The sequence below is a fragment of the Luteibacter sp. NPDC104163 genome, from assembly GCF_055584245.1.
On the sequence record NZ_JBVJMK010000003.1, the window covers coordinates 1 to 25,279 of the forward strand.

Annotated in this window: 20 protein-coding genes, 1 tRNA gene and 1 riboswitch; of the genes, 11 read left to right on the top strand and 10 right to left on the bottom strand. The window is 64.8% G+C overall.

The annotated features are described in order from the left end of the window. Positions 1-124: 124 nt before the first annotated feature. Genes ACZ6YI_RS04695 through rnr form a run of 3 tightly spaced genes read right to left on the bottom strand, consistent with a single transcriptional unit; the run spans position 125 to position 4,044 of the window. Positions 125-397, bottom strand: coding sequence for a CBU_0592 family membrane protein (locus ACZ6YI_RS04695; protein WP_440327984.1), 273 nt, complete (start codon positions 395-397; stop codon positions 125-127). After that, entirely contained in the window at positions 394-1,143 is a 750-nt protein-coding gene (gene rlmB, locus ACZ6YI_RS04700) for a 23S rRNA (guanosine(2251)-2'-O)-methyltransferase RlmB (protein ID WP_440327983.1), read from the bottom strand. Before rlmB ends, ACZ6YI_RS04695 begins: the two co-directional genes overlap by 4 nt. Before the next feature lie 3 nt (positions 1,144-1,146). Then, positions 1,147-4,044 carry a ribonuclease R gene (gene rnr, locus ACZ6YI_RS04705; protein ID WP_465777630.1) on the bottom strand — a complete coding sequence of 966 codons (2,898 nt, stop codon included), beginning with the start codon at positions 4,042-4,044 and terminating at the stop codon, positions 1,147-1,149. Positions 4,045-4,168: 124 nt separating this feature from the next. On the opposite strand from rnr, the gene ACZ6YI_RS04710 reads away from it, so the two are divergent. Both ACZ6YI_RS04710 and ACZ6YI_RS04715 read left to right on the top strand, forming a co-directional pair. After that, positions 4,169-4,253: transfer RNA gene (locus ACZ6YI_RS04710), tRNA-Leu, on the top strand. Between the two features lie 60 nt (positions 4,254-4,313). Continuing rightward, on the top strand, positions 4,314-4,658 hold the full coding sequence (locus ACZ6YI_RS04715) for a hypothetical protein (RefSeq protein WP_465777631.1): 345 nt from the start codon (positions 4,314-4,316) through the stop codon (positions 4,656-4,658). A gap of 17 nt (positions 4,659-4,675) precedes the next feature. Here the strand turns inward: ACZ6YI_RS04715 and ACZ6YI_RS04720 are convergent, their stop codons facing one another. Continuing rightward, complete coding sequence (locus ACZ6YI_RS04720) at positions 4,676-4,924, bottom strand: hypothetical protein (RefSeq protein WP_465777632.1); 249 nt, start codon at positions 4,922-4,924, stop codon at positions 4,676-4,678. A 182-nt stretch (positions 4,925-5,106) separates the two neighbouring features. After that, entirely contained in the window at positions 5,107-5,784 is a 678-nt protein-coding gene (locus ACZ6YI_RS04725) for a Rossmann-fold NAD(P)-binding domain-containing protein (RefSeq protein WP_465777633.1), read from the bottom strand. A gap of 226 nt (positions 5,785-6,010) precedes the next feature. Between ACZ6YI_RS04725 and ACZ6YI_RS04730 the strand changes: the two genes are divergently transcribed. Beyond that, positions 6,011-6,517 (top strand): type II toxin-antitoxin system HigB family toxin, encoded by a 507-nt coding sequence (locus tag ACZ6YI_RS04730; protein ID WP_465777634.1) that lies wholly within the window; start codon positions 6,011-6,013, stop codon positions 6,515-6,517. A 52-nt stretch (positions 6,518-6,569) separates the two neighbouring features. On the opposite strand, the gene ACZ6YI_RS04735 is transcribed toward ACZ6YI_RS04730, so the two are convergent. Next, on the bottom strand, positions 6,570-8,606 hold the full coding sequence (locus tag ACZ6YI_RS04735; RefSeq protein ID WP_465777635.1) for a M13-type metalloendopeptidase: 2,037 nt from the start codon (positions 8,604-8,606) through the stop codon (positions 6,570-6,572). Positions 8,607-8,807: 201 nt separating this feature from the next. After that, on the bottom strand, positions 8,808-10,766 hold the full coding sequence (locus ACZ6YI_RS04740) for a CocE/NonD family hydrolase (protein ID WP_465777636.1): 1,959 nt from the start codon (positions 10,764-10,766) through the stop codon (positions 8,808-8,810). A gap of 155 nt (positions 10,767-10,921) precedes the next feature. Between ACZ6YI_RS04740 and ACZ6YI_RS04745 the strand changes: the two genes are divergently transcribed. The 3 genes from ACZ6YI_RS04745 (at position 10,922) to ACZ6YI_RS04755 (ending at position 12,896) form a co-directional block, all read left to right on the top strand. Next, entirely contained in the window at positions 10,922-11,779 is an 858-nt protein-coding gene (locus ACZ6YI_RS04745) for a LysR substrate-binding domain-containing protein (RefSeq protein WP_465777637.1), read from the top strand. Positions 11,780-11,793: 14 nt separating this feature from the next. Beyond that, entirely contained in the window at positions 11,794-12,417 is a 624-nt protein-coding gene (locus ACZ6YI_RS04750; protein WP_465777638.1) for a LysE family translocator, read from the top strand. Between the two features lie 221 nt (positions 12,418-12,638). Further along, positions 12,639-12,896: a hypothetical protein gene (locus ACZ6YI_RS04755; RefSeq protein ID WP_465777639.1), complete on the top strand. Its 258-nt coding sequence runs from the start codon at positions 12,639-12,641 to the stop codon at positions 12,894-12,896. A 41-nt stretch (positions 12,897-12,937) separates the two neighbouring features. Here the strand turns inward: ACZ6YI_RS04755 and ACZ6YI_RS04760 are convergent, their stop codons facing one another. Next, positions 12,938-13,576: a TetR/AcrR family transcriptional regulator gene (locus ACZ6YI_RS04760; RefSeq protein ID WP_465777640.1), complete on the bottom strand. Its 639-nt coding sequence runs from the start codon at positions 13,574-13,576 to the stop codon at positions 12,938-12,940. 86 nt (positions 13,577-13,662) lie between these two features. On the opposite strand from ACZ6YI_RS04760, the gene ACZ6YI_RS04765 reads away from it, so the two are divergent. The 5 genes from ACZ6YI_RS04765 to ACZ6YI_RS04785 all read left to right on the top strand — a co-directional run bounded on the left by ACZ6YI_RS04765 (position 13,663) and on the right by ACZ6YI_RS04785 (position 21,915). Beyond that, positions 13,663-14,394, top strand: a complete 732-nt coding sequence (locus ACZ6YI_RS04765) for an SDR family oxidoreductase (RefSeq protein WP_465777641.1) — start codon at positions 13,663-13,665, stop codon at positions 14,392-14,394. Positions 14,395-14,560: 166 nt separating this feature from the next. After that, positions 14,561-14,654, top strand: a riboswitch (glycine riboswitch). 41 nt (positions 14,655-14,695) lie between these two features. Next, positions 14,696-17,566, top strand: a complete 2,871-nt coding sequence (gcvP, locus tag ACZ6YI_RS04770) for an aminomethyl-transferring glycine dehydrogenase (protein ID WP_465777642.1) — start codon at positions 14,696-14,698, stop codon at positions 17,564-17,566. 208 nt (positions 17,567-17,774) lie between these two features. Further along, positions 17,775-18,440: a carbonic anhydrase gene (locus tag ACZ6YI_RS04775; protein WP_440325591.1), complete on the top strand. Its 666-nt coding sequence runs from the start codon at positions 17,775-17,777 to the stop codon at positions 18,438-18,440. Continuing rightward, positions 18,437-19,315: a bestrophin family protein gene (locus ACZ6YI_RS04780; RefSeq protein WP_465777643.1), complete on the top strand. Its 879-nt coding sequence runs from the start codon at positions 18,437-18,439 to the stop codon at positions 19,313-19,315. Before ACZ6YI_RS04775 ends, ACZ6YI_RS04780 begins: the two co-directional genes overlap by 4 nt. A 194-nt stretch (positions 19,316-19,509) precedes the next feature. Next, complete coding sequence (locus ACZ6YI_RS04785) at positions 19,510-21,915, top strand: GH92 family glycosyl hydrolase (RefSeq protein WP_465777644.1); 2,406 nt, start codon at positions 19,510-19,512, stop codon at positions 21,913-21,915. Positions 21,916-22,004: 89 nt separating this feature from the next. Here ACZ6YI_RS04785 and ACZ6YI_RS04790 read toward each other — a convergent pair whose 3' ends face one another. Next, positions 22,005-24,275: a copper-transporting P-type ATPase gene (locus tag ACZ6YI_RS04790; RefSeq protein WP_465777645.1), complete on the bottom strand. Its 2,271-nt coding sequence runs from the start codon at positions 24,273-24,275 to the stop codon at positions 22,005-22,007. Continuing rightward, entirely contained in the window at positions 24,209-24,625 is a 417-nt protein-coding gene (locus tag ACZ6YI_RS04795; protein ID WP_465777646.1) for a MerR family transcriptional regulator, read from the bottom strand. Before ACZ6YI_RS04795 ends, ACZ6YI_RS04790 begins: the two co-directional genes overlap by 67 nt. Positions 24,626-25,279 lie beyond the last annotated feature (654 nt).

Genomic DNA, 25,279 nt, shown 5'->3' on the forward strand with positions numbered 1-25,279 from the left:
GTCCCCCGCCCCCCCTCCCCCCCCGCTCCCCCCCCCCGGCTTGGGGGGGGGCGCGGGGGGGGGGGGGGGGGGCGCCCGCCCCCCCCCCCCGCCCCCACCCCCGCTCCCACAAGACGGGCGCTGGCTACGGCAGGATCTGCGCGGCCTTGCGGGCGCGTACGCCGCGCACGATGCCGTACACGCTGATCAGGAACCAGGCCATCTCCTGCAGGAACGCCGGGAGATTGAAGGTGCCGAAGATCAGCGAAAGCAGGATGCCGAACGCACCGAGCAGGTTCATCACCTGGTACGGGTAGCCCTGCCCCGAGAGCTTGTGCGCCTGGAGCAGGAAGAACGCGACCAGGACCAGGGCTACACCAACGAGGCCGCACCAGTCATGCCACAGCAGGCTGCTCATTTCTTGATACCTCGCTGGCGCAGCGCCTCGAACAACACGACACCGGTGGCCACGGAGACGTTGAGGCTCTCCATGTTGCCCGGCATCGGGATCTTCGCGACGAAATCGCAGGTTTCCCGGGTGAGATGGCGCATGCCATCGCCTTCGCTACCCAGCACGATCGCCACCGGGCCCTTGAAGTCCACCTGGTAGATCGACTGCTCGGTCTCACCGGCCATGCCGGTGATCCACACGCCGGCGTCCTTCATCGAACGCAGCGCGCGCGCCAGGTTGGTCACGGCCACCAGCGGTACCAGGTCGGCACCACCGGCGGATGCGCGGCGCACCGTCGGGGTGAGCCCGACGGCACGATCCTTCGGGACGACCACGGCCGTGACCTTCGCCGCCGCCGCGCTGCGCAGGCAGGCACCGAGGTTATGCGGGTCGGTCACGCCATCGAGCACGAGGATGAGGCAGTCCGGGCCCGCCTTCTCGACCAGGCTTTCCAGCTCGTTCTCGCCGAGCATGGGCGGGGTTTCATAACGCGCGACGACGCCCTGGTGGCGCGCTTCGCCGCTCATTTTCTCAAGCTGGTCCTTGCCCATCGTGCGCACCTGGATGCCGTGCTTGCGCGCGGCGGCCAGGATCTCGTTGATGCGGGCGTTCTTCGAGTTCTGCTCGACCAGCAGTTCACGCACCCGCTCCGGATCGTTGGCGAGGGCGCCTTCGACCGGGTTGATGCCTACGATCCACGTTTCTGTCGCCATGACTTACTGCTTGCCTTTGTTCGTACGCGGCGCGGCTTTCTTTGCCGCGGCCTTCTTCGCGGGTGCCGCGTTCGCGGTGCCCTTCTTCACGGCCTTCGTTGCGGCAGGCTTTGCCGGCGCGGCCTTCTTTGCCGGCGCCTTCGCCGCCGCCTTCTTCACGGCCGGCAGCGGGGGAAGCGCGGGGAGCGCATGATCCCCAACCGGCGTGCCCGGGGCAACCGCGGCCTGCTTGCGCGTGGACGCTGCTTTCGACGGTGCGGGCTTCTGCGACGGGGCCTTCGTTGCCGGTGCCTTTGCCGCGGGTGCCGGGGCGACGTGACCGCGCGGCGCCGGGGCTTTCGCGGCCGGTGCCTTCGGAGCCTGCGACTTCGGCGCGGGCGTCTTCACGGGTGCCGGCTTCGCCTGGGCGGCCTTCGCAGCCGGAGTTGGCGGCGCCTTGCTTGCGGCAGCCTTCGCGGGCGGTGCCTTCGAAACGGGTGCCTTGGTAGCCGCGGCCTTCTTCCCGGTAAGCTTTTCGGCCACCTTCTTCACCACGCGACCGAAGGCACGACCCACCTGGGCCACGGTGCCGACCGGCATCACCGGCGGCGGTGCGACCGGCGGCGGCAGCACGGGCTGCGGCAGCGCCTGCAGGCGTGCCTTCAGGCGGAAGTCGATCTTGCGGTCTTCCATGCTCGCGCGGAGCACCTGCACGCTGACGTAGTCGCCCAGGCGGTAACGCTCACCCGTGCGCTCGCCCGCCAGCAGGTGGCGTACCGGATCGAACTTGTAATAGTCGTTCGGCAGCTGCGAGACGTGCACCAGGCCCGACACACGCGAGGCCGCCAGTTCCACGAACAGGCCGAACGAGGTGACGCCCGTGATGGTGCCCGCGAACTCCTCGCCCACGTGCTTTTCCATCCACGCGCACTTGAAGCGCTCGTCGACATCGCGCTCGGCCTCTTCCGCACGACGCTCGCGCTGCGAGCAGTGCACGGCCATCTTTTCCATCTGGCCTTCGGTGTACTCGTAATCCGCCGGCTTGCCCTTGGTCAGGGCATAGCGGATCGCGCGGTGCACGAGCAGGTCGGGATAGCGGCGGATCGGCGAGGTGAAGTGGGCGTACGCGTCCAACGCGAGGCCGAAGTGGCCATCGTTGCTGGGCAGGTAAACGGCCATGCTCTGCGCCCGCAGCAACACCGACTGGATCAGCTCGGCTTCCGGGCGGTCGTGCACCTTTTTCAGCAGCGCGGAGAAATCCGCCGGCGTCACTTCATCGTTCGGCGGCAGGCGCAGCTTGAACTCGCGCAGGAACTGCAGCAGGTCTTCGTACTTCTCGACCGGCGGCGGCGCATGCACGCGATACAGCGCCGGGATCTTCCGCTTGGACAGGAACTTCGCCGCCTGCACGTTCGCGGCGATCATGCATTCCTCGATCAGCTTGTGCGCATCGTTGCGATCGGTGGCCCCCATGGCCATCACATCGCCTGACGGCGTCAGGCGGAACTTCACTTCCGGCGTTTCGAAATCGATGGCACCGCGGCGCTTGCGCGCCTTCGCCATGGCCTTGTACAGGCGGTGCAGCGTTTCCACCTGCGGCAGCACGTCGGCGATCTCTTCGCGCACGGCCGGGTCACGCTCACCCACGGCCTGCCACACCTTGGTGTAGGTGAGGCGCGCGTGCGAGTACATCACCGCTTCGTAGAACTTCGAATGCTGGACCTCGCCTTCCGCATCCACTTCCATGTCGCAGACCATGCAGAGGCGGTCGACCTTCGGGTTCAGCGAGCAGATGCCGTTGGAAAGGGTCTCCGGCAACATGGGCACGACGAAGCCGGGGAAGTACGTGGAGGTGCTGCGCTCGTAAGCTTCGGCGTCGAGTGCGGTGCCGACCGGCACGTAATGCGAGACGTCGGCGATGGCGACGATGAGGCGGAAGCCCCCGTTGCGGAGCTGCTCCGCGTATACCGCGTCATCGAAGTCGCGGGCGTCCTCGCCGTCGATCGTCACCAGCGGCAGGTTGCGGATATCGACCTTGCCCTTGCGCTCGGCGGCTGTGACCTTGGGCTCCACCTCTTCGGCCTGGCGGATGACCTGCGGCGGCCACTCATGCGGCAGGTCGTGGCTGGCGATAGCCATCTCGACCACCAGCGAGGGCTGCAGGCGGGCACCGAGCACGGCGCGGATGGCGCCGAGCGGACCACGATGCGGGGTCGGCGGATCGGTGATCTCGACGACCACGATCTCGCCCGAACGGGCGCCGGCGTCCTGGCCCGTGGGAATCATGATGTTCTGGTGCAGGCGACGGTCATCCGGCTCGACCAGCGTCACGCCGTTCTCGACGACCACGCGACCGACCAGGCGCGGCGAGCGGCGCTCGAGCACCTCGACGATGGCGCCCTGGCGTCGGCCGCGGCGGTCGATGCCGACGACGCTGGCCAGCACGCGGTCACCGTGCAGCACGCTGCGCATCTGCGAGGGCGAGAGGTAGAGGTCATCCCCGCCCTCGTCCGGGCGCAGGAAGCCATAGCCCTCGGCGTTGGCAATGACGCGGCCGGGGATCAGGTTGAGCTTCTGGGCCGGCGCATAACCGTTGCGGCGGTTACGCAGCAGCTGGCCATCGCGGACCATGGCACCCAGGCGCTTATCCAGCGCGTTGATCTGGTCATCGGTGAACAGCCGCAGGGCGCGGGCGATGTCCTCGGCCAGCATCAGCTCACCGCGCTCCTCGAGGAGCGCAAGGATCGCCTCGCGGCTGGGAATGGGATTCTCATAGCGCTGCGCTTCGCGCGCGGCATGTGGATCGGCTACCGCGGGACCCGGAATGCGGTCGCGGAACTTGGCCAGCGCCTTTCCGGGGCGGCTCGCCTTGGGCTTGCGGGGCCCCTTGCGGGCACCGGAACCTTTGTTTTTCTTCGTCACGTAAGGACCTTGAAGGGGGGAAGTAACAATTTTTACTTCCCGTTTTGGAAAATCGTTGACAAGTGTATCCGACCTGCCTAATCTACGCGGCTCACGGGGCAGCAATGCTGTTACCGGGACACCTGCCCAGGTGGCGGAATTGGTAGACGCACTAGTTTCAGGTACTAGCGGGTAAAACCGTGGAGGTTCGAGTCCTCTCTTGGGCACCAATTATAAGACAAAGCCTCGCAGCGATGCGGGGCTTTGTTGTTTCCGGGGTTTCAAAAAGCATGACTGATCACAAGAACCCCTCCCCCGCGGATCTTTCCCCCGAGGCAAGCGCCCTGCTCGCCCAAGCCGTTGAAGCCCGGAATGCCATGGACCGCGCCGCGCGCGATACCACCGTGGCTGCCGATGAATTGCGCCGCTATGCGAAGTTTTCGAAACCGGGCCAGCCTTCCGCGCATATCGTGCAGCTCCGGCAAAAGCAGGCCGCCGCGCGCATGGATTCCGCGCGGGCGAAACAGGCGTTCCTGAAGGCCTCGCAGGGTTTCGTGCATGCCGCGGGGCTGACGGTGCCACCTCGGGTGAACCTCGAAGCGTTCATGGAGCCCTGGTTAACGCGGGTGCCTTGAGGCGTGTGCTCCTAGAACTAAGTTCCTGGTTCGCCATCATCCAGCAGGTGCTCCACGTCACTGTTCTCAATGACGACATCAAGATCACGATGCACGACCGGGCCGGACGCGAGCCGCCGCATCAGGACCTGTGCAACGAGCTGCGTATTGCGGATCGTAATGGGGAACTGGCGCGATCTTAAAAAGTAGAAGACATAATTCTGCATATCCCAGGGCACACCGCCCCACTCGCGAGCCGCCACCTTGCCGTCGGTTCGATTGACCACCTGGTCTCTCCCTGATTCCTGACCAGGAGGAAGCAAGGAGCGAGCCAGAGCGAAAGCAGGCTGTCAGGCAGACGGATCATCGTGTCCGCGGACGTCCAAGCATCGGACAACCGGACACGTGCAGCGGTTAGGACAGCGTGAGTCCGCTGCGCTACCAACACGTTGCCTGGACGCTGCGCTACTCATGCACGTTGGCGTGCCATTCGCCTCATATCGCCGTTCTCAAAATAAGCGCTGCCACGCGGCGAATGATCGTCCCTGCATTCGGCTACAAAAGCCCGGCCGATGTCGACCTGTTCGATCACACCAAACCGGCCGGGTACGAGGCGGCCGAGCCATGCGACGTAGCCAGGCGTGTGCGCGTTGCCGGCGATAATGCCGGGACGAAAGATCGCGAGGCGCTCGAAGCCGACGGCCTCGACAGTGGCTTCCTTCAGGCCCATGACGCGTACATAGCGAAAACGGCTTCGCGAATCGCTACCGACGGCGGAAAGCAGCGCGAAACGCGTGATACCGCCGGCATGGCAGCCGCGGGCAAAGCCGCCAACGACGCCGACTTCCAGTGCCTTCAGCTGTTCTTCGGTCCAGTTCATGCTGCCGGACCCAACGCCCACGCAAGAGGCACCACAAACCGGATCGCCTGATGCCACCAAGGCTTGAGCGACGCGTGCAACCTGATCAGGAAAGCCCGGGGCCCCGGTGTCCAACACCACTTCGCGCAGGCGCGCCTCGGCCACTGGCAATGCCGGCCGTCGGTTGATCAAAACGACTTCCGCGCAGGACGGCTCGGCCAGGCACGCGGCCACGACCGCGGACCCAACCTGCCCCGTACCACCCATGAGCAGGACACGAAATGGCATGACTACCTCGGACTCGATGGATCTGTTGCCTATGGTACCTCCCTGAAGCCAGCGCAACGCCCCCTCGCGTCTGCGGTGCCCCGCAACGATCCGTGGTCCGGATTGCCTGACTACGAAAAGCCCTACTGCGAATCAGCGATCCCCTACGCGACAGCGAGGCGAAGGCCGGTGATCCGAGGGCGGTGCCCACGGCATAGTCACCGCCCAGACCCATACGGAGCAAGCCATGCGGGTGATTAGCCATCGCCCGTTAAGGGGGTTCGCAGAGCGATATCCGGACGCGCGTATCGCGCTGCAAACGTGGCGTAAGCATATTGAGTCGCGATCGCTCGCCAACTTTTCGGACCTTCGAAACACCTTTCGAAGCGTCGATCTGGTCCGTGAGCGCATTGTTTTCGACATCCGCGGCAATCGGTACCGGTTGATTACGTTTATCAACTTCGCGCGGCAGGAGTGCTACATCAAGGCAGTCCTGACGCACAACGAATATGACAAGAGGCATTGGATGACCTACACACACGTACGCGACGTCGCGCCAATCGGCTGGGGATTGTTCCAGCACACATCGACCGTACGGCCCATCGTCGACGAACGCGATCATGACCTCGCTCTTTCCGCCATCGACCGATTGGTGGATATCGGCGCAATGAATGACGAGCATCCCAACAGCCAGCTCTGCGGAATGCTTTTCGATGTGATCCATGCTTATGAGCAGGCCCACTATCCTTTCTGATGCCCCGAAGTCGTCGACCCTTCTTCCGCGATCGTCTCGTGAACGAGTAAAGCTACCAAAGGCGCACGCGATCGCCTGGCGGCAGATATAGAACAGATCCTTCGCTCACACCGTAACTTGAATACCAGACATCAAGGTTCCGCACGACAGCGTCGACTCGAACGACGAAGGGCGCGTGCACGTCGTCAACGAGTTGCCGTCTTAGCGCCGCGTCGGATTTCTTTCCGCGCCACATCCAGGCCCAGCCAAGAAACACGCGCTGGTCGCCGGTAAATCCATCGACAACTGGAGCTGGCTTGCCGCCGAGCGATTCGTGATACGCGTCAAGTGCAACGGAAAGCCCACCAAGGTCAGCGATATCCTCGCCCAGGGTTTGATCACCTCTCACGTGCAGTTGCGGAAAAGGGGCGAACGAATCGTACTGCCGTGCCAACCGTGCCGCGCGTTCGGAGAACGCGCGATCGTCCGCAGCGGTCCACCAGTCCTGACGCCGGTTCCGTGCGTCGATGCGCCGCCCCGTGTCATCGAATCCATGGGTCCACTCGTGCCCGACGAATGCGCCCAAGGCGCCGAAGTTGTACGCCGGATCGCGTTGACTATCGAACACAGGCGGCTGGAACAGGCCGGCGGGAAACTCAACATCAAGAGCCGGCCCGTTGTTGGCGTCGACCGTCTGCGGCGCTTCAATCCACGCATGTGGATCTGCCACGCGCCCCAGGCGGGCGAGCTCGCCAGCCCACGTCGCTGCTGCGGCCGCTCGCGCGTCTGCGACAAGGTCGCCCGGCACCAGGGCCAGCGATGAAAGATTCGCTGATTCGTCAGGGCCACCCAGCTTCACCGTGTATGCATCCAGCTTGGCGACGGCTGCTTCCCTGGTTGTAGGCGACATCCATGGCTCGCTGGCCAGGCGACGACGAAAAGCCGCGCGAAGCCGATCGACCATCGCCTTCGCCTCATCCCGAAGGTCCTCCGGAAAGTAGCTGGCGAGGTACAGATCGCCAGCCGCCCATCGCAGGCTACCGAAACATTCCGCTGCGGGCATGGCGTCACCCGGGCATGTCGTACCCGCAACGATTCGCACGGCGCGACGCCAATCCGGAGTTGGCGCGGCTTGACCTCCGATCGCTCTCTCGTGGAATTGCTGCCACCTATCGATCAGGTGGTCCGTCAGAAAAGGCGCTGCACGATCCATTACGCGGGCAGCCATCCAATGCTTCAGCACGGGCAGCGGTGTTTGCGCAAAGCGTGCCGCAAGCGCCCGTGCAGCGTCTGGCTCCGCTATAACGACCTGGGCGCTTATATTGACCCCTGCCGATTCAAGAAATGCCTGCCAGTCAAACCCGGGCGCGAATCGCACCAATTGCACCACGCCCATGTGGCGCCATGACTCCTCGACCTGCCTCTCAGACGGCCAACTGGCGCGAGCTAGCTGCGTCTCAAATGCCAAAACGTCGCGTGCCGCCTGAGCTGGCTCGGCAATGCCTGCGTCGGTAAGCAGTGCTTCCACGTAACTTCCATAAGCGCGCCGTTGCGTCAAGAAAGCACGGTCCATGTAGAAGTCCCGATCAGGCATGCCCAGGCCCGACTGGGTCAATACCGCCGCGTACCGCGGGTCTTCGCCATGATCGATGTCGACATAAATGTCGATAAAAGAAGCGGTGAAATCCACCTGCTCGCGCCCCATGAGGGATGCCAGTGAACGGCGATCTGGCGCACTGGCAATCGCGTCAAGCAGTGGTCGAACGGACGACAGTCCTATCCGCTCCCGCGAAGCCTTATCAAGGAACGCCCGATAGTACGCGGCCACCTTCCACGCGTTTGAGTCCTCCGGTGCACTGGCGGCACGCCCGATCAACTCGCGCATGCGCTCATCCATGCCGTCCACCGCGGTCTGCATGGGACCTGTTTCGGCATGATCCGCCGGAAGGACGGCGGCCTTTTGCCAACTGCCGTTCGCGTACGCGTAGAACCCGTTACCTGGCTTTACCGAATGATCGATTCCCTCGACGGCTTGCGTCTTTGCAGTCACCGCTGCAAAGGCCGACAACGCACCAGCGAGAACTGCGCCCAGCCAGCGACGAGCGTCCATGCCTGGTTTCCTTTTTCTGGAGTCAGCACAGTATAGGCAAGCACGCCGGTGCGCCGTAATGGTGAATTCTTACGAATTCAAGTCCACGACAAGCGCTACCTCGCAACTCCATCGACCTGAACGTCACCCGCCGAGCTTGACCACGAAGCCGCCGTCAGGGCACGTCGAAGACAGCGTGAGTTGGTTCCTGGTCCAGTTCCCCTATTGCCCCACCACCGGCAACCACACCGCACTCGGCTGGCTATCCGACCTCAACACGGAAATTGTCGCGGCCCGGTAATCACCCGGCTTGGCATTGAAGATGTTCGGGACATAGGTCTGGGGGTTGCGGTCGTATAGCGGGAACAACGTGGACTGGACCTGCACCATGATCCGGTGGCCTGGCTGGAATACATGGTTCACGTTGGGCAGGTCGAACTTGTAGGTCTGCGGGGTGTTGGCCGGGATGGCGCTCGGGTGTTCAAAGCTTTCCCTGTAGCGGCCCCGGAGGATATCCATCGCAATCGCCATCTGGTAACCACCCATGCTCGCGTCGCTGGGGACTGAGGACGGGAAAACATCGATGAGCTTCACCACGAAGTCGCCGTCGGTGCCGGTGGTCATCGCCTTGAGGTCCGCGACGGTGATGCCCTGCACGTGGACCGCCGAGGTGAGTACGGGCGTCTCATAAGTGAGGACATCGCTGCGGCCGTCGACAAAGCGCTGGTCGTGGAGCAGCCACGAACTCCAGGGGATGTAGCCCGCATACGTCGAGCCGTACCCGAAGAAGGGATCGAGCACCGGGCGCGGCAGGAACGGCACGGGCTTCGCCGGATCGCTCACGTAGGTATCGGCCGCTTGCCCGTCGGTGGGCTTGTCGAACGAGAGGCTCGCACCGCCGGCCAGATACAAGGGCTTGAGGCCCGTCCCGCATCCGCTCGCGCACGCGGTCGGCCAATCCTGGAAGCTCTCCCACCGATCGGCACCGGTGTTGTAGATGTTCACCTTCGCCAGCTTCGCGGGCTGGCCGTCCTGCAGGTATTGCTCGAAGAACGGCATCACCATCTGGCGGTTGTACTGGCGGGCCGTATCGCCTTCCCACTTGAACACGCCCACCGAGTAACCCTTGCCGTTGACCTGGCTGTGCGACCACGGCCCCATGACGAGCCAGTTGTTCGCGGTGTGCCCCGCGGCCTTGAGGGCGAGCCAGGCATGGTTCGCGCCCCACATGTCTTCCTGGTCGAAAAGACCCTGCTCCCAGATCGTCGGCACGCTGGATGGCTTGGCCGCCAGACGCCGCGCGAGGTCCTGCCCCTGCCAGAAATCGTCGTAGGCAGGGTGCTCCATCATGCGGGCGATGAACGGAAGCTTCTCCAGCCCGCGGCTGCGGATGTAATCGCCCACGGAGCCTGCGCGCAGGTATTCCTCGTATTTGTCGTAGGTGTCGGTCGGCGTAACGGCGCCCTCGCCCTTCTGCATGGTCTGCATGTGGACGTAGCCAAGCATCATCTGGCGGAAGGCGCCGTAGTGGAACCAGTCGTCGCCCATCCATGTATCGACCATCGGGCTCTCCGGCACCGCGGCTTTAAGCGCCGGGTGCGGATCGAGCAAGGCCATGACGATGGTCTCGCCCTCGTAGGACGAGCCGATCATTCCCACCCGGCCATTCGACTCGGGCACGTGTTTCACGAGCCAGTCGATCGTGTCCCAGCCGTCCGTGGTTTCATCGGTCTTCGTTGGGTTCAAGGGCCCGCGCGGCGGGTACATCATCACGTACTTGCCCTCGGAGCCGTATTTGCCGCGCACATCCTGGTAGACGCGGATGTATTTGGCTTCGACGAACATGGCATCCGGCGGTGGCAGGGAGGTAGCCAGGGTGGTGGCTTTGGGATTGCCTGCGCGCTCGGCGGCGTTGTAGGGCGTGCGGGTCAGGATGATCGGCGCATTCTTCGCGCCCTTGGGGACGACGATCACGGTGAAGAGCTTGGTGCCATCTCGCATCGGCACCATGACCTCACGCCGGATGTAGTCCTGGCCACCAGGGATAACATCCTCGAACTTCTGCGGGATATCGTCCTTGCCCACCAGCGACGCATCCTGCGCGCGCACCACGGAAGCGGAGCCCGCCAGGGCCGCGCCAATCAATACCGCCAGACAAGCCTGCTTCACGATCGCGTGCATCGTTCGTCCTTCCATCGGTGGTCCCCTTGGGTGGCCCGATCTTAATCACAGCCCATTCACCACGGGCAGCAAGAAGTTCTAATGCGGGCCATAAGCGTGGCTTGTACCTTACGCCAGACGCTTGCGGCGCGTCGTTCATGCCTTAGCATGGGGCCATGACACTCCGGCTGGATATCGCCCTGCTCCGCAACTTCGTCGCCATTGCCGAGGCGGCGGCGATGAGTCGTGCCGCGGACCAGGTCGGGCGCACGCAGGCCGCACTCAGCCAGCAGATCAAGAAGCTCGAAGAGGCGATCGGCCAGCCACTGATGAACCGGACCGGGCGCGGTATTGCCCTGACCGTGCACGGTGAACGCCTGCTGGCCCATGCCTACAAAATCCTCCGCGCCCACGATGAGGCCGTCGCCGAACTGACCGGGACGAGCCTGTCGGGCCGGATACGCTTTGGCTGTCCGGACGATTACGCGCGGATTTTCCTGCCGGAATTGCTTGAGACCTTCGCGACCCAGCACCCGCAGGTGTTCATCGAGGTGGTTTGTGCGTCGACGCCGCGGCTGGTCGAGCAACTAAAGGATCAATCGCTCGACATCGCGGTGGTGTCGTTGCCGGATAGCCCGGAGCGCGAGCAATTCCTTCGCTGCGAGCCGTTCGTCTGGGTCGCCGCCAGGGGCAGCGAGGCATACCGCCGTGACCCGCTCCAGTTGGCGTTGTCCGATCCGGATGCGCTGGATCATCTAGCAGCCACTTCAAGCCTTGATAAGGCTGGGCGTCGATACCGCATTGCTTATGCGAGCGGGAGTGTCGCGGGGCTTACGGCCGTCGTGCGTTCCGGCCAGGCGATCACGGTCATGACGCTGACCGGCGTGCCGCCCGACCTGCAGGTGCTGCCGCCGGCGAGTGGCCTGCCAATCCTGCCGTCAGTTGGCATCTCCGTGCTGACCGCGCGGAAGCATCCCTCGCGCCTGCTTCACCTGTTCGAATCCCACGTTCGCACCGTCCTTCCCACTCTCTAGGGCATATCGCTGGCATGGACCTGCACACCTGCCTTCTATTCGCTGGTGCGAGCGTCGCCCTCTTTCTCGTACCCGGGCCGGACATGCTGTTTCTCTTCGGGCGAACGATGGCGTATGGGCGCAGGGCTGGCGTATGGGCGGCGCTGGGGATCAACCTGGGTTCGTACGTGCATCTATGCGCGGCGGTCACCGGGCTGTCGGCACTGGTACTCACCTCCGCCACGGCATTCGCCTTCGTGAAGTACGTCGGTGCCGCCTATTTATTGTTCCTCGGCTGGCAGGCGTTTCGTTCGCGGGCAGGGTTTGCCACCTCCGCCGGGCGCCCAGCCAAACGCAACGCGCAGCATGTCTGGCATGGATTTCTCAACGACGTCCTCAATCCCAAGGTCGCGCTGTTCTATCTCGCACTACTCCCGCAGTTCATCACCGCGGGCGATCCCCACTCGGTACGCCACCTGCTATTGCTAGGACTGATCGCCAGCGCCATCGGGCTCGTGATGAGCCTGGCGTATGTCTTCCTCGCCGAGAAGCTAACGCGGGGGCTGCTACGGCGGCCTGCCATCGGGCGTTGGGTGAACCGGACGATGGGTGTGTTGTTCGTGGCGCTCGGACTTCGACTGGCGATTGAGAAGGTCTAGCGACGAAGGCTTCCACGAATCTTGTAGCCCGATCCTCATCGATTGACGCTTGGACTACACACCTTCAGTGCAGTCCTACATGCGCGCACGACAATCGCTGAAGGAACGCTCTCGGGGCATCGGCGAAACTAGCGCACCTGCCGCTTCTGGATATTTCAGTAACGCAGGCCTGCCATGTTGAGTCAATTCTTACCCACGCCGAGTACGACCGGAGACGCTGGATGAAAAAACTCGCCGTCAAGGACAGCCCGCAGCCAGCGAGGCCATCCCCCTACCCGTATGACATCCCCCCCATATTCGATGAGTCCGACTACGACAGGGCACTCATCGCCATTGAGGAACTTGCAGAACGAGGTGCCGCGGATGACTACCACCCGGACAACAGCATTCTCAGTCGAATACTACTGGCACTACACGCATACGAAAGAATCCATCACCCATGGCCGACGGCCGACGACCTTGAAGCAACCGTTGTCTGAGAACAGGCGATAACGCCATGGGCCATAAGCAGTAGCGCGGGCTACCCGCCACGCGGCGAAAGGGATGAAGCAAGCAGGTACGCCTTGCACATGATGGGCAATTCGGCAGATAGGCGGGCGACAGCTTCTGCAGTCCCATCATCCTCCAACACAGCCCGGACCGTCCCGACGAGCATGACCCGCAATGCGTAGGCCACCTTCGCAATATCATCGAATCGCGCATCGGAAGCACTCGAAAGCATCCTGACAATCACCTCATCAGCCCGCCGGACAATGTCATCAATAAGGCGGCCCGTATCCAGCTCCGAAGCCACCACATACAACGCCCGCGACCCAGGCATGCGCTTCATCTTCGCATCGAGGTAAGCGCGGCTTAGGCCATCGGCCATCTCGGCCAGCGGACCTCCGCGGTACCGCTGGTCCGCCTCCTCCATCGCCACCACCACATCCTCAAGGTAATCCTCAAGAACCGCGTAAAGCAGCGCCTCCTTATGGGGGAAGTACTGATACATCGTGCCAACGGAGACCCCAGCCCTTGCAGCCACACGAGTCGTTGTCAGCCCCGCGTAACCATCGGTCAGCAAAACCTGAATCGTTGCCTCGAAAATCGCGTCCACGGTGGCGGCGGAGCGCGCCTGCCGGGGCGTTTTCCGGGGCTTCAGGGCGTCGGATGGGGTCACGGGCATATGCGAATGTAAATGTCTGGTTTGAGTTCCCAGTTCAAGGGATGGGGATACCCATCACTTATTCAACGAGGAACCTGTGCATGTCGCAGCTCAACCGCATCACCCTGGTTACCGGTGCCAACAAGGGCATCGGCTTTGAAGTCGCCCGCCAGCTCGGCAAGGCGGGTCACCACGTTCTCCTGGGCGCACGAGACGCCAGCCGCGGTCAGGCGGCGACGGACACGCTCCGCGCCGAGGGGATGGACGTGCGTTTCGTCCTCGTGGACCTCGAGGACGCGGCCTCGCTGGCGCGGGCGGCGGCCGACATCGAGGCCCATGAAGGGCACATCGATGTCCTCATCAATAACGCGGGTGTCGCGCTGGAAGGCGATGGCAACGTCAGCCAGGCCAACCTGGATACGGTCCGTCGCATCTTCGACACCAACTACTTCGGCACGCTGGCCGCCACCCAGGCGCTGTTGCCCCTGGTGAAGAAATCGGGCGATGGCCGCATCCTCAATGTCTCGAGCCGCCTGGGCTCCCTCACCTACAACGCCGACCCGGCCTGGGAATATGCCGCGGTTAAGCTGGTCGGCTACAACGCCTCCAAGGCGGCGCTGAACATGTCCAGCGTCATCCTGGCCGATGAACTGAAGGACACGGGGATCACCGTCCACGTCGTCTGCCCGGGCTACACAGCTACCGACCTCAACGGGAACAGTGGCCCGCAGACGGTCGAGGAAGGCGCGGAGGAAATCGTCCGGCTGGCCACGGCGGCCGATCCCGCCCCGACCGGGTCGTTCACCGGCAAGGAAGGCCCGGCGCCGTGGTGATCGGCTGAAGAGCCCGGGAGCGCCGGTACGGCCGGCGTTCCCGGGGCACTCCCACCCGGCGGGATGGCTGTATAATCCCCGCCTTACCGTACGGTGGGAGAAGCGGATGGACCCGCTGCCGAAGGCGCAACGCCCGTAATCGCTCAGGCTCCCATACCACCGCGCGGCACATCACTCTGGAGAGACCGGTTCGATCCGGCGCCGAAGGTGCAAGGGGTACCCACCCCCAAACTCTCAGGCAAAAGGACAGAGGGGCGCCCCACGTGCCGGCACGGCACGTATTTCCGGACGCCCCTACGCCATGAGCCAGAAAAACACCCCCTCGCTGCGTGATCTCGAGAACCACGGCGCGTTCATCGAGCGCCACATCGGCCCGAACGATGCCGAGATCGCCGAGATGCTTTCCGTTGTCGGCCACGGCTCGCTCGATGCCCTGACCGATGCCATCGTGCCCGGCTCGATCAAGTCGCCCGCCCCGCTTGCCCTGCCCCGCGCGGTGACCGAGGAAGAGGCGCTGGCCAAGATCCGCAAGGTGGCCGACCGCAACCAGGTCTTCAAAAGTTTCATCGGCCAGGGCTACTACGGCACCCTGACCCCCAATGTCATCCTGCGCAACGTGCTCGAGAACCCGGCGTGGTATACGGCTTACACGCCGTACCAGGCGGAGATCTCGCAGGGCCGAATGGAGGCGCTGATCAACTTCCAGACCATGGTCACCGACCTGACCGGCATGGATATCTCCAACGCATCGCTCCTGGATGAGGCCACCGCGGCCGCCGAGGCGATGACGCTGGCCAAGCGTTCGGCCAAGTCGAAGTCGAAGGTCTTCTTCGTCTCGAAGGACGTCCACCCGCAGACGATCGAAGTGCTGCGCACCCGCGCCGACGGCGTGGATATCGAAGTGCACGTGGGTGACGATGCCGATGCCGGCAACGTCGACAGCTTCGGCGTGCTCCTGCAGTACCCGAACACGTTTGGCCGCATCAACGATTACAAGGCGCTCGCCGACGCGACCCATGCCCGTGGCGGCATCGTCTGCGTCGCGACCGACCTGCTGGCGCTCACCGTCATCGCCTCGCCCGGAAGCTGGGGTGCGGATATCGTCGTTGGCAACACGCAGCGCTTTGGCGTGCCGTTCGGCTTTGGTGGCCCGCACGCCGCCTACCTCGCCTGCCGCGACGCTTACAAGCGCTCGATGCCGGGCCGCCTGATCGGCGTGTCGGTCGATACGGAAGGCAAGCCGGCTTACCGCCTCACCCTGCAGACCCGCGAGCAGCACATCCGCCGCGAGAAGGCCACCTCGAACATCTGCACCGCGCAGGTGCTGCTGGCTGTCATGGCGAGCATGTACGCCGTTTACCATGGTCCGGAAGGCCTGGTGCGCATCGCTCGTCGCGTACATCGCCTGACCGCGATCCTCGCCGGCGCGCTGGCCAAGGCCGGCGTCCAGGTCGGTGGCGACTATTTCGATACGCTGCACATCACCGGCGTCGACGCGAAGGCCCTGCACACGAAGGCCGCCGCCGCGAAGATCAACCTGCGTGCCATCGACGCCTCGTCGGTCGGCATCAGCCTCGATGAATCCACCACCCGCGCCGACGTGGCTGCGCTCGCCGCCGTCTTCGGCGCGGACGCAAGCGATATCGACGCGCTGGACGCGGCTACCGCGGACGCGCTGCCGGCCGCCCAGCTGCGCGGCCTCGACTTCCTGCAGCACCCGGTCTTCAACACGCACCACAGCGAGCACGAGCTGCTCCGCTACCTGCGTGGCCTGGCCGACAAGGATCTCGCGCTCGACCGCACCATGATCCCGCTGGGCTCGTGCACCATGAAGCTCAACGCCACCGCGGAGATGATCCCGGTGACGTGGCCGGAGTTCGCCAACATCCATCCGCTGGCCCCGGCCGACCAGGCCCAGGGTTACAAGCAGCTGATCGACGAACTCGAAGCCATGCTGGTCGAGTGCACCGGCTACGATTCGGTCAGCCTGCAGCCGAACTCCGGCGCACAGGGTGAATACGCCGGCCTCCTCGCCATCCGCGCCTACCACCGCTCGCGCAACGAAGGCCATCGCGATATCTGCCTGATCCCGGAATCGGCCCACGGCACGAACCCGGCCTCGGCGCAGATGTGCGGCATGACCGTCGTCGTCACGCGTTGCGATGCCAATGGCAACGTCGATGTCGAGCACATCCGCGAGATGGCCGAGAAGTACTCCGACCGCCTCGCCGCGATCATGATCACCTACCCGTCCACGCACGGCGTGTTCGAGGAAGACGTGGTCGCCATCTGCGACATCGTGCACAAGCACGGCGGCCAGGTGTACACCGACGGCGCCAACATGAACGCGCTCGTCGGCGTGGCCAAGCCGGGCAAGTGGGGTTCGGACGTTTCGCACCTCAACCTGCACAAGACCTTCTGCATCCCGCACGGCGGTGGCGGCCCGGGCGTCGGCCCGTGCGCGGTCAAGTCGCACCTGGCGCCGTTCCTCCCGCGCGCCTTCGGTGGCGAGGGTGATGTCGGCATGGTCAGCGCCGCGACCTTCGGCTCGGCCTCGATCCTGCCGATCTCGTGGATGTACATCACGCTGATGGGTACGGAAGGCCTGCGCAAGGCGACCCAGGTGGCCCTGCTCAACGCCAACTACATCGCCAAGCGCCTCGCCCCGCACTACAAGACCCTGTACACCGGCCGTAACGGCCTGGTGGCGCACGAGTGCATCCTCGACCTGCGCCCGCTGAAGGACGCGACGGGCATCGGCGCCGAAGACGTCGCCAAGCGCCTCATCGACTTCGGCTTCCACGCCCCGACCCTGTCGTTCCCGGTGGCCGGTACGCTGATGGTCGAGCCGACCGAAAGCGAATCGCAGCACGAGCTGGATCGCTTCATCGACGCCATGATCCAGATCCGCGACGAAATCCGCGCCGTGGAAGATGGCCGCCTGGACCGCGAGGACAACCCGCTGCGCAACGCCCCGCACACCGCGACCATGGTGACGGGCACCGAGTGGACCCACGCCTACCCGCGCGAACTGGCTGCCTTCCCGCTGCCTTCGCTGAAGCTGAGCAAGTACTGGCCGCCGGTGTCGCGCGTCGACAACGTCTACGGCGACAAGAACGTGATGTGCGCCTGCATCCCGGTCGATGCCTATAAGGAAGACGCCGAGGTCTAAGACCCCGGTATCCTGTGGGAGCGCGCTTGCGCGCGATCGGGTCGCCGCCGGCCCATCGCGCGCAAGCGCGCTCCCACAATTTTCCGCAGGATCGTACAAATGGGCGGGAACCATACCGCTGCGCATTTCCATCACCCGGGTTTGCCTTAAACTGCGTCACCTAAGCCCGCCTGGCACCTCGCTGGCGGCATTCTTCCAAGGTGAGCACATGACCCAGGAAACCCCGCGCGACGACAGCCTGCTTGGCCTGCTCAAGGGCGTCGAAGACTTCAGCGCCAACGTCTTCCCCGAAACGCAGCAGCTGTTCAGCGAACTGGCCGAAGGCCAGAGTCCCCATACCCTCTTCATCACCTGCGCGGATTCCCGCGTGGTGCCGGAGATGATCACCCAGACCCAGCCGGGCGACCTGTTCGTCTGCCGCAACATCGGCAACATCGTGCCGGGGTACGGCGAGATGCTCGGTGGCGTGTCGGCCGTCGTCGAGTTCGCTGTCGCGGTGCTCCGCGTCCGCCACGTGGTCATCTGTGGCCATAGCGATTGCGGCGCCATGAAGGGCCTGCTCAATCCGGAATCGACGAAGAACCTGCCGACGGTCGAGGCCTGGCTGCGTAACGCCGCTGCCGCGAAGAGCGCCGTGTTCGCCCGCCAGCCGGATCCGGCGAACGTGCTGAAGGACGTCACCCAGCAGAACGTCCGCCTGCAGCTCGATCACCTGCGCACCCACCCCGCCGTCACGGCCGCGCTTGCCAACCATGCGATCACGCTGCAGGGCTGGGTCTACGACATCGGTGACGGCACCGTCGCCGTGCTCGACAAGGCCTCGGATACGTTCATTCCCCTCGCCGAAGCCATCAAGAAAGAACACAGCGCATGATCCTCCCGGGGCGCGCGCACCTCGGCCACATCCTGCGTTACGTCGGCAGGCCGCTCGCGCTGCTGTTCGCGTGGGATGTGGCGGTGACCGTGTTCTGGTTCGTTGCGCACCCGCGCTGGACGGCTGACTTCCCGGCCCTGCCCATCACCCTGCTGGGCTCGGCGATCGCCGTGTACCTCAGCTTCCGTAACACCACCGCCTATGCGCGGTGGTGGGAGGCACGCACGCTGTGGGGTGCGATGGTGAATGCCTCGCGCACCCTGGCGCGCGAAGCGTTGACACTGTTGCCGGTCCGCGCGACCGCCGTGACGGTCGTCCACCGACAGATCGCCTACGTGCAGGCCTTGCGCCTGCACCTGCGCCGCCAGGCTCCGTGGGACGAACTCGCACCGCGGCTGTCCGCCGACGAGATCGAGCGGCTGCGGCCGGTCGCGAACGTCCCGAACGCGATCCACAGCGGGACCGCCGAACTCATGGCGGCGGCAAAGCCTGATCCCGTGCTGTGGGCAGCCCTGGCCCGCACGCTGTCCGATATCTCCAACGCCCAGGGCGGCATGGAGCGGATCAAGAACACCCCGCTGCCCCAGCAGTACGCCACCTACCCGGCCATCTTTACCCATGGCTTCTGCCTGCTGCTGCCGTTGAGCCTGGTGGAAAGCCTCGGCCTGTGGACGCCGCTCGGCTCCACTGTCGCGGGCTTCCTTTTCCTCGCCCTGCTGCAGATCGGCAACGACATGCAGAACCCGTTCGAGAACCTCGACGACGACGTGCCGCTGACCACCCTCACCCGCGCCATCGAGATCGACCTGCGCGACATGCTGGGCGAGAAGCACGACCTGAAGCCCGTGCAGCCGGAAGACGGCATCCTGCTCTGAAGCCCGTCCTTGTGGGAGCGCGCTTGCGCGCGATGGCTGGCACGGCAAGATCCCATCGCGCGCAAGCGCGCTCTCACAAGTGCGGTCACATCAGCCAGCTCAATGCTGCACTGCAGCCGTGACCGTTGGCACACGACACCGCTCGCCGCAGGGATTTCAATCGATATAAATTTGCCCATCGTGGAGGTTTCCCCTTGCGCGCGTTCCAGCCCCTTGCCCTCGCCGCCGCTCTTGTCCCCGCCCTGGCCGGCGCCGCCTCCACCCCCGCGGAGCTCGTCAACCCGCTAATCGGCACCACGAACGGGGGCAACGTGTTCCCCGGCGCCGTGGTGCCGTTCGGCATGTTCCAGTTCACGCCGGAAGCCTCGCCCCTGCCGGGGAAGAAATCGCCGATCGCCGCACCGGGCGGGTATGAGTACCGTGCCGATGCCATCCGCGGCTTCGCCCTCACCAATGTGGAAGGCTGGGGCTGCGGTGGCGCATCAGGCGATGTGCCGATCATGCCGATCACCGAGGACGTGACCACCTCGCCGAGCACGGACTTCCGCCACGCCTACGCGTCGAAATTCAGCCACGCCAATGAAGTGGCGAAAGCGGGCCACTACCAGGTCAAGCTGGATAACGGCGTCACCGCCGACCTCACGGCCGCGCTGCACAGCGGTGCCGGGCGCTTCGCGTTCGCCGCCGGCAAGCCGGTGAACATCCTGGTCCGCGCCTCGGATTCCGAAGTCGGCTCGGAGCACGCCACGGTCAACATCGACAAGGCCAACCACCGCATCAGCGGCTCGGTCACCAGCGGCAACTTCTGCGGCTATATCGACAAGGCGGACCGCCACAGCTACTACACCGTCCACTACGTGATCGAGTTCGACCAGCCGTTCGCCAGCACGGGTACCTGGAAGAACACCACGGTGACCAAGGGCGGCACGAAGAGCGAAGGCGGCTCGGGCTATGGCGACAAGGGCTGGCCGAAGGAAGGCAATGGTTCCGGCGCATGGGTCGGCTTCAAGCCGGGCACGAAGGACGTGAACGTCCGCGTCGGCATCTCCTACACCAGCGCGGCCAACGCGCAGGCCAACCTCGACGCCGAAGTGCCGAAGGGCACCCCCTTCGAGAAGGTCCGCGACGATGCGGTGAGCGCCTGGAACAAGCAGCTCTCGCGCATCGATATCGAAGGCGGCACGCCGGACCAGCGCACCGTGTTCTATACCGCGCTGTACCACGCCTCCATGACCCCGAACGTCTTCAGCGACGTCAACGGTGAGTACATGGGCTTCGACCAGAAGGCGCATAAGGTCGCCGGTACGCAGCAGGCGCAGTACGCCAACTTCTCGGGCTGGGACGTTTACCGCTCGCAGTTGCCGATGGTCGCGTGGCTCACGCCGAAGATCGCCAGCGATATCGCCCAGAGCCTCTACAACCAGGCGCAGCAGAACCATGGCGTGTGGGATCGCTGGACGCACAACAACGGCGCCACGCACGTCATGAACGGCGATCCGGCGGCGCCGTCGATCGCGGGCATCTACGCATTCGGCGCCCGCGATTTCGATGCGAAGGGCGCCCTCGCCTCGCTCATCCACGCCGCGGATAACCCGACGGCACTGGATACGTCGATGGACGGCTGCCCGGTCGAATGCGTCGGCCAGCGCCCCGGCCTCGACCAGTGGCTGAAGCTGCACTACATCCCCGTGGGCGCCCCGTCGTGGGGCCCGGCGGCAGACACCCTCGAACTCGTCGCCGCGGAATTCGCACTGAGCGCCATGTCCGAGCGCATGGGTGACAAGGCCAACGCGGAACGCTTCCTCGGCCGTGCGCAGTACTGGCGCAACCTGTTCGACCCGAAGGCTGCGCCGGAGGGTGGCTACATCCGTAACCGCAATGCGGATGGCACCTGGGCGAAGGTGAAGGACGACGACGACAAGGAAGCCCACGATTTCGTCCCGTCGACCGGCGACGGCTTCGTCGAAGGCAGCGCTGCCCAGTACGTGTGGATGATCCCGTTCAACGTGCATGGCCTGTTCGAAGCCATGGGCGGCATGGACAAGGCCACGAAGCGCCTGGACAACTACTTCTACCAGCCGGACGGCACCTTCGCGGTCACCAAGTCGGGCCCGCTACACGCCGAGCTGGATAACGAGCCCTCGATCGGCGGCCCCTGGCTCTACAACTACGCCGGCCAGCCGTGGAAGACGCAGGAACTCGTGCGCCGCGTACTGGACACGATCTGGGTGAATGCGCCGAACGGCATCCCGGGCAACGATGATCTCGGCGAGATGTCGTCGTGGTACGTGTTCGCCGCGCTGGGCATCTACCCGAACATCCCGGGCCGCGCCGAGTTCATCGTGGGCAGCCCGCTGTTCACCAAGGCCGTCATCCACCGCGAAGGCGGCGATGTGACGATCCTTGCGCCGAATGCCGGCATGGGCAAGCCGTACGTCAACGCGCTCAAGGTCGATGGCAAGGCGGTCGACCAGTCGTGGCTGCCGGAGAGCTTCGCCCTGAAGGGCGGCACGCTCGAGTTCGACCTGAAGGACACGCCGAACAAGGCGTGGGCGGCGAAGGCGAAGGATGCCCCGCCGTCGTTCGATACAAAGAAGTAAACGCAACGCTTCAAAAAAACTTGTGGGAGCGCGCTTGCGCGCGATGGAGCTTGCCGCGGCCCCATCGCGCGCAAGCGCGCTCCCACAGGTCAGATCGAAGTCTTGCGCAGACGCAATGCGTTGCCCACCACCGACACCGAGCTCAGGCTCATCGCCAGCGCGGCGATCATCGGTGAGAGGGTGATGCCGAGCAGCGGATAGAGCACGCCGGCTGCAAGCGGTACGCCGGCAGCGTTGTAGATGAAGGCGAAAAGCAGGTTCTGGCGAATGTTCTTCACCGTGGCTTCGGATAGCGCCCGTGCCCGGGCGATGCCGGCGAGATCGCCCTTCAACAGGGTGACCGATGCGCTTTCGATCGCGATATCGCTGCCGTTGCCCATGCCGATGCCGATATCCGCCTTCGCCAGCGCGGGCGCGTCGTTCACGCCATCGCCGGCCATGGCCACCGTGCGTCCCTCGGCTTTCAACTTCGCTACGTAGTTCGCCTTGTCTTCCGGCGAGGCGCCTGCGTGCACCTCGTCGATCGGTAGCGCGGAGGCCACCGCCTTCGCGGTCGCCGTGTTGTCGCCCGTCAGCATCACCAGGCGGACGCCCGCCTCGTGCAGCGCATCCAACGCTGGTTTCGTCGATGCCTTCACCGGGTCAGCGAGTGACAGCACCGCGGCCAGCCGCCCATCGATCGCCACGTACATCGCGGTCGCACCCTTGGCACGCCACTTCTCGGCCACGTCACGGCCCGCCGCGGCGTCGACCCGCTGGTCATCCATATGGCGACCGTTGCCCACGGCAACATCGTGGCCATCCACTCTGCCCGCGACGCCACGACCGACCACGACCTGGAAGCCCGAGACCGCCAGGACGGCAGCACCCTCGCCCTCCGCGGCGGCCACGATGGCGGCCGCAAGGGGATGCTCGCTGGGCCGTTCCACTGCCGCAGCGAGCGCGAGCACCTCGCGCCGTTCGCGGCCGAACGTCCTCACATCCACCAGCGCTGGCTTGCCTTCGGTCAGGGTGCCGGTCTTGTCGAACACCAGCGTATCGATCTCGCGGAGCGACTCGATCGCCGCCGCATCGCGAAACAGCACGCCGGCCTGTGCACCACGCCCGCTGGCCACCATGATCGACATCGGCGTCGCCAGGCCCAGCGCGCAGGGGCACGCGATGATCAGCACCGACACCGCCGCGACCAGCGCATGCGCGAAGACCGGCTGCGGGCCGAACATCCACCATGCGGCGAAGGCCAGCAGCGCGACAACCACCACGCCCGGCACGAACCAGGCGGCGACCTTGTCGGCGATACGCTGCGACGGCGCGCGCGACCGCTGCGCCTCAGCCACCATCATCACGATGCGGGAAAGCACCGTATCCGCGCCGACGTGGTCCACGCGCATGGTGAGCGCACCATGCTGGTTCTGCGTGCCGCCGGTGAGCTTGTCGTGCACTTTCTTGGCCACCGGGTTCGCTTCACCGGTGAGCATCGCTTCATCCACGTGGCTTTCGCCGTCGAGCACGGTACCGTCCGCCGGCACCTTCTCGCCCGGGCGTACGCGCAGGTGATCACCGACGTGGAGATGATCCAGCGGCACATCGCTTTCGCTTCCGTCGGGGGCGATGCGGCGCGCCGTCTTCGGCACCAGGCCAAGCAGGCCACGCAACGCGGCACCGGTGCGGCGACGGGCGCGCAATTCCAGGAAGTCCCCGAGGGTCACCAGGGTGACGATGACCGCCGCGGATTCGAAATAGACGTCCACGTGGCCATGCATGTCGCGCATGGCGAGCGGGAACAGGCCTGGAGCCAGCAGCGCGACGACGCTGTATACCCAGGCCACGCCCGTACCGAGCGCGATCAGCGTGTACATGTTCGGTGACCACGGCTTCAGCGACCGCCAGCCACGCGCGAAGAATGGCGCGCCGCCCCACAGCACCACGACGCTCGCCAACAGGGCCTCGCCCCAACGCGCGAGCGCATCCCACGGCGCGGGCCACATCCAGCCGAACAGGTGCGGGCCCATGGCGACGGCGAAGACCGGCAAGGTCAACGCCACCAGCAGGCCAAGGCGACGCGCCATGGCGCTCACTTCGCCATCGTCCTCGTCGAGCGTGGGCATGGCGGGTTCAAGGGCCATGCCGCATTTGGGGCACGCGCCGGGGCCTTCCTGGCGAACTTCCGGGTGCATTGGGCAGGTGTAGAGGGTGCCTGGGGGCGCGGCTATGCCGGGACTCTTCGCGGAGCCATCGCGCGCAAGCGCGCTCCCACTAGCGGGTTGGGGGTTGTGGGAGCAGCAGCTGTGGGTCATGGCTGCGGCTCCGCCAGCGCCTTCAGGATCGGGCAGTCTTCCGGTGCGCCATGGCCCGGGCATGCGTCAACCAGCTCGGCAAGGCCATTGCGGACACGTTGCAGCTCGCTGATGCGGTCATCGATCGCCTTGAGCCGCGCCGTCGCGCGTTCGCGCACGCCTTCGACGCCGTCATTGCGGTCCGCCGACAAGGCCAGCAGCTCGCGTATCTCGTCGAGCGTAAATCCCAGCTCTTTCGCCCTGCGGATGAAGCGCAGGCGCGAGACCGCCGAGGCGTCGTACTCACGGTAACCGGACGGCCGGCGCTTCGGCTCGGGCAGCAAGCCCTCGCGTTCGTAGAAGCGGATGGTATCGATGGCCACCCCCGCGCTCTGCGCGATGCGGCCGATGGTGAGTGAGGTCGGGTTTGTCATGGGTGAAGTCTAGAGCCTTGAGCTAACTCCAGAGTCAACACCCGATCGCATTTCGTTACCTGCGCCCCGTCGAATGGTTCAATTTATGTGAATAAGTTGCCGTTTTTACATAGCGCACGCATGCCGAACGTAACTGCGCCGCAACAACGCGACCACGCCAGGTTAACCGGCGCCGTCCACAAACCGCGCTGCGAAGCCATTTGCTTACGATTTTTCGTAGATCTCTTCCGTTTTTGCGACGCAGCGTGACACCCCCCGGCCTCAGTTCTTAAATTTGCGTCGGGGGAATTAGATCGATCCAAGCCAAGAATGATTCGCATCGACGATTGTTTTTGGCCTGGCCAGGGTGGGGGTGAGTGGAAGGGGAACGTGCGCACGATGCGCTGCCCCGGCTGCCGTCCCTTTCCGACGCACCGTTTGAGGGGAATGGGAAGCGCACACGTGAAAGCCAGAACTGTCCGTCATTCCATGCTGAAGAAAGTCCACCTGGCTGAGCGCCCGAGCCGGCGCCCTACTGTCCTGCATCTGCTTCGTTGAACCACGCAGTGCCGACCTGCCCGGGGGCTGGTCGGCCGTCTTTAATTTGGATCGATCCAATCAAGTTTTAGAGGAGGACGTGTGCAGTACACATTCGCGCATCTGCACGGGTGATCA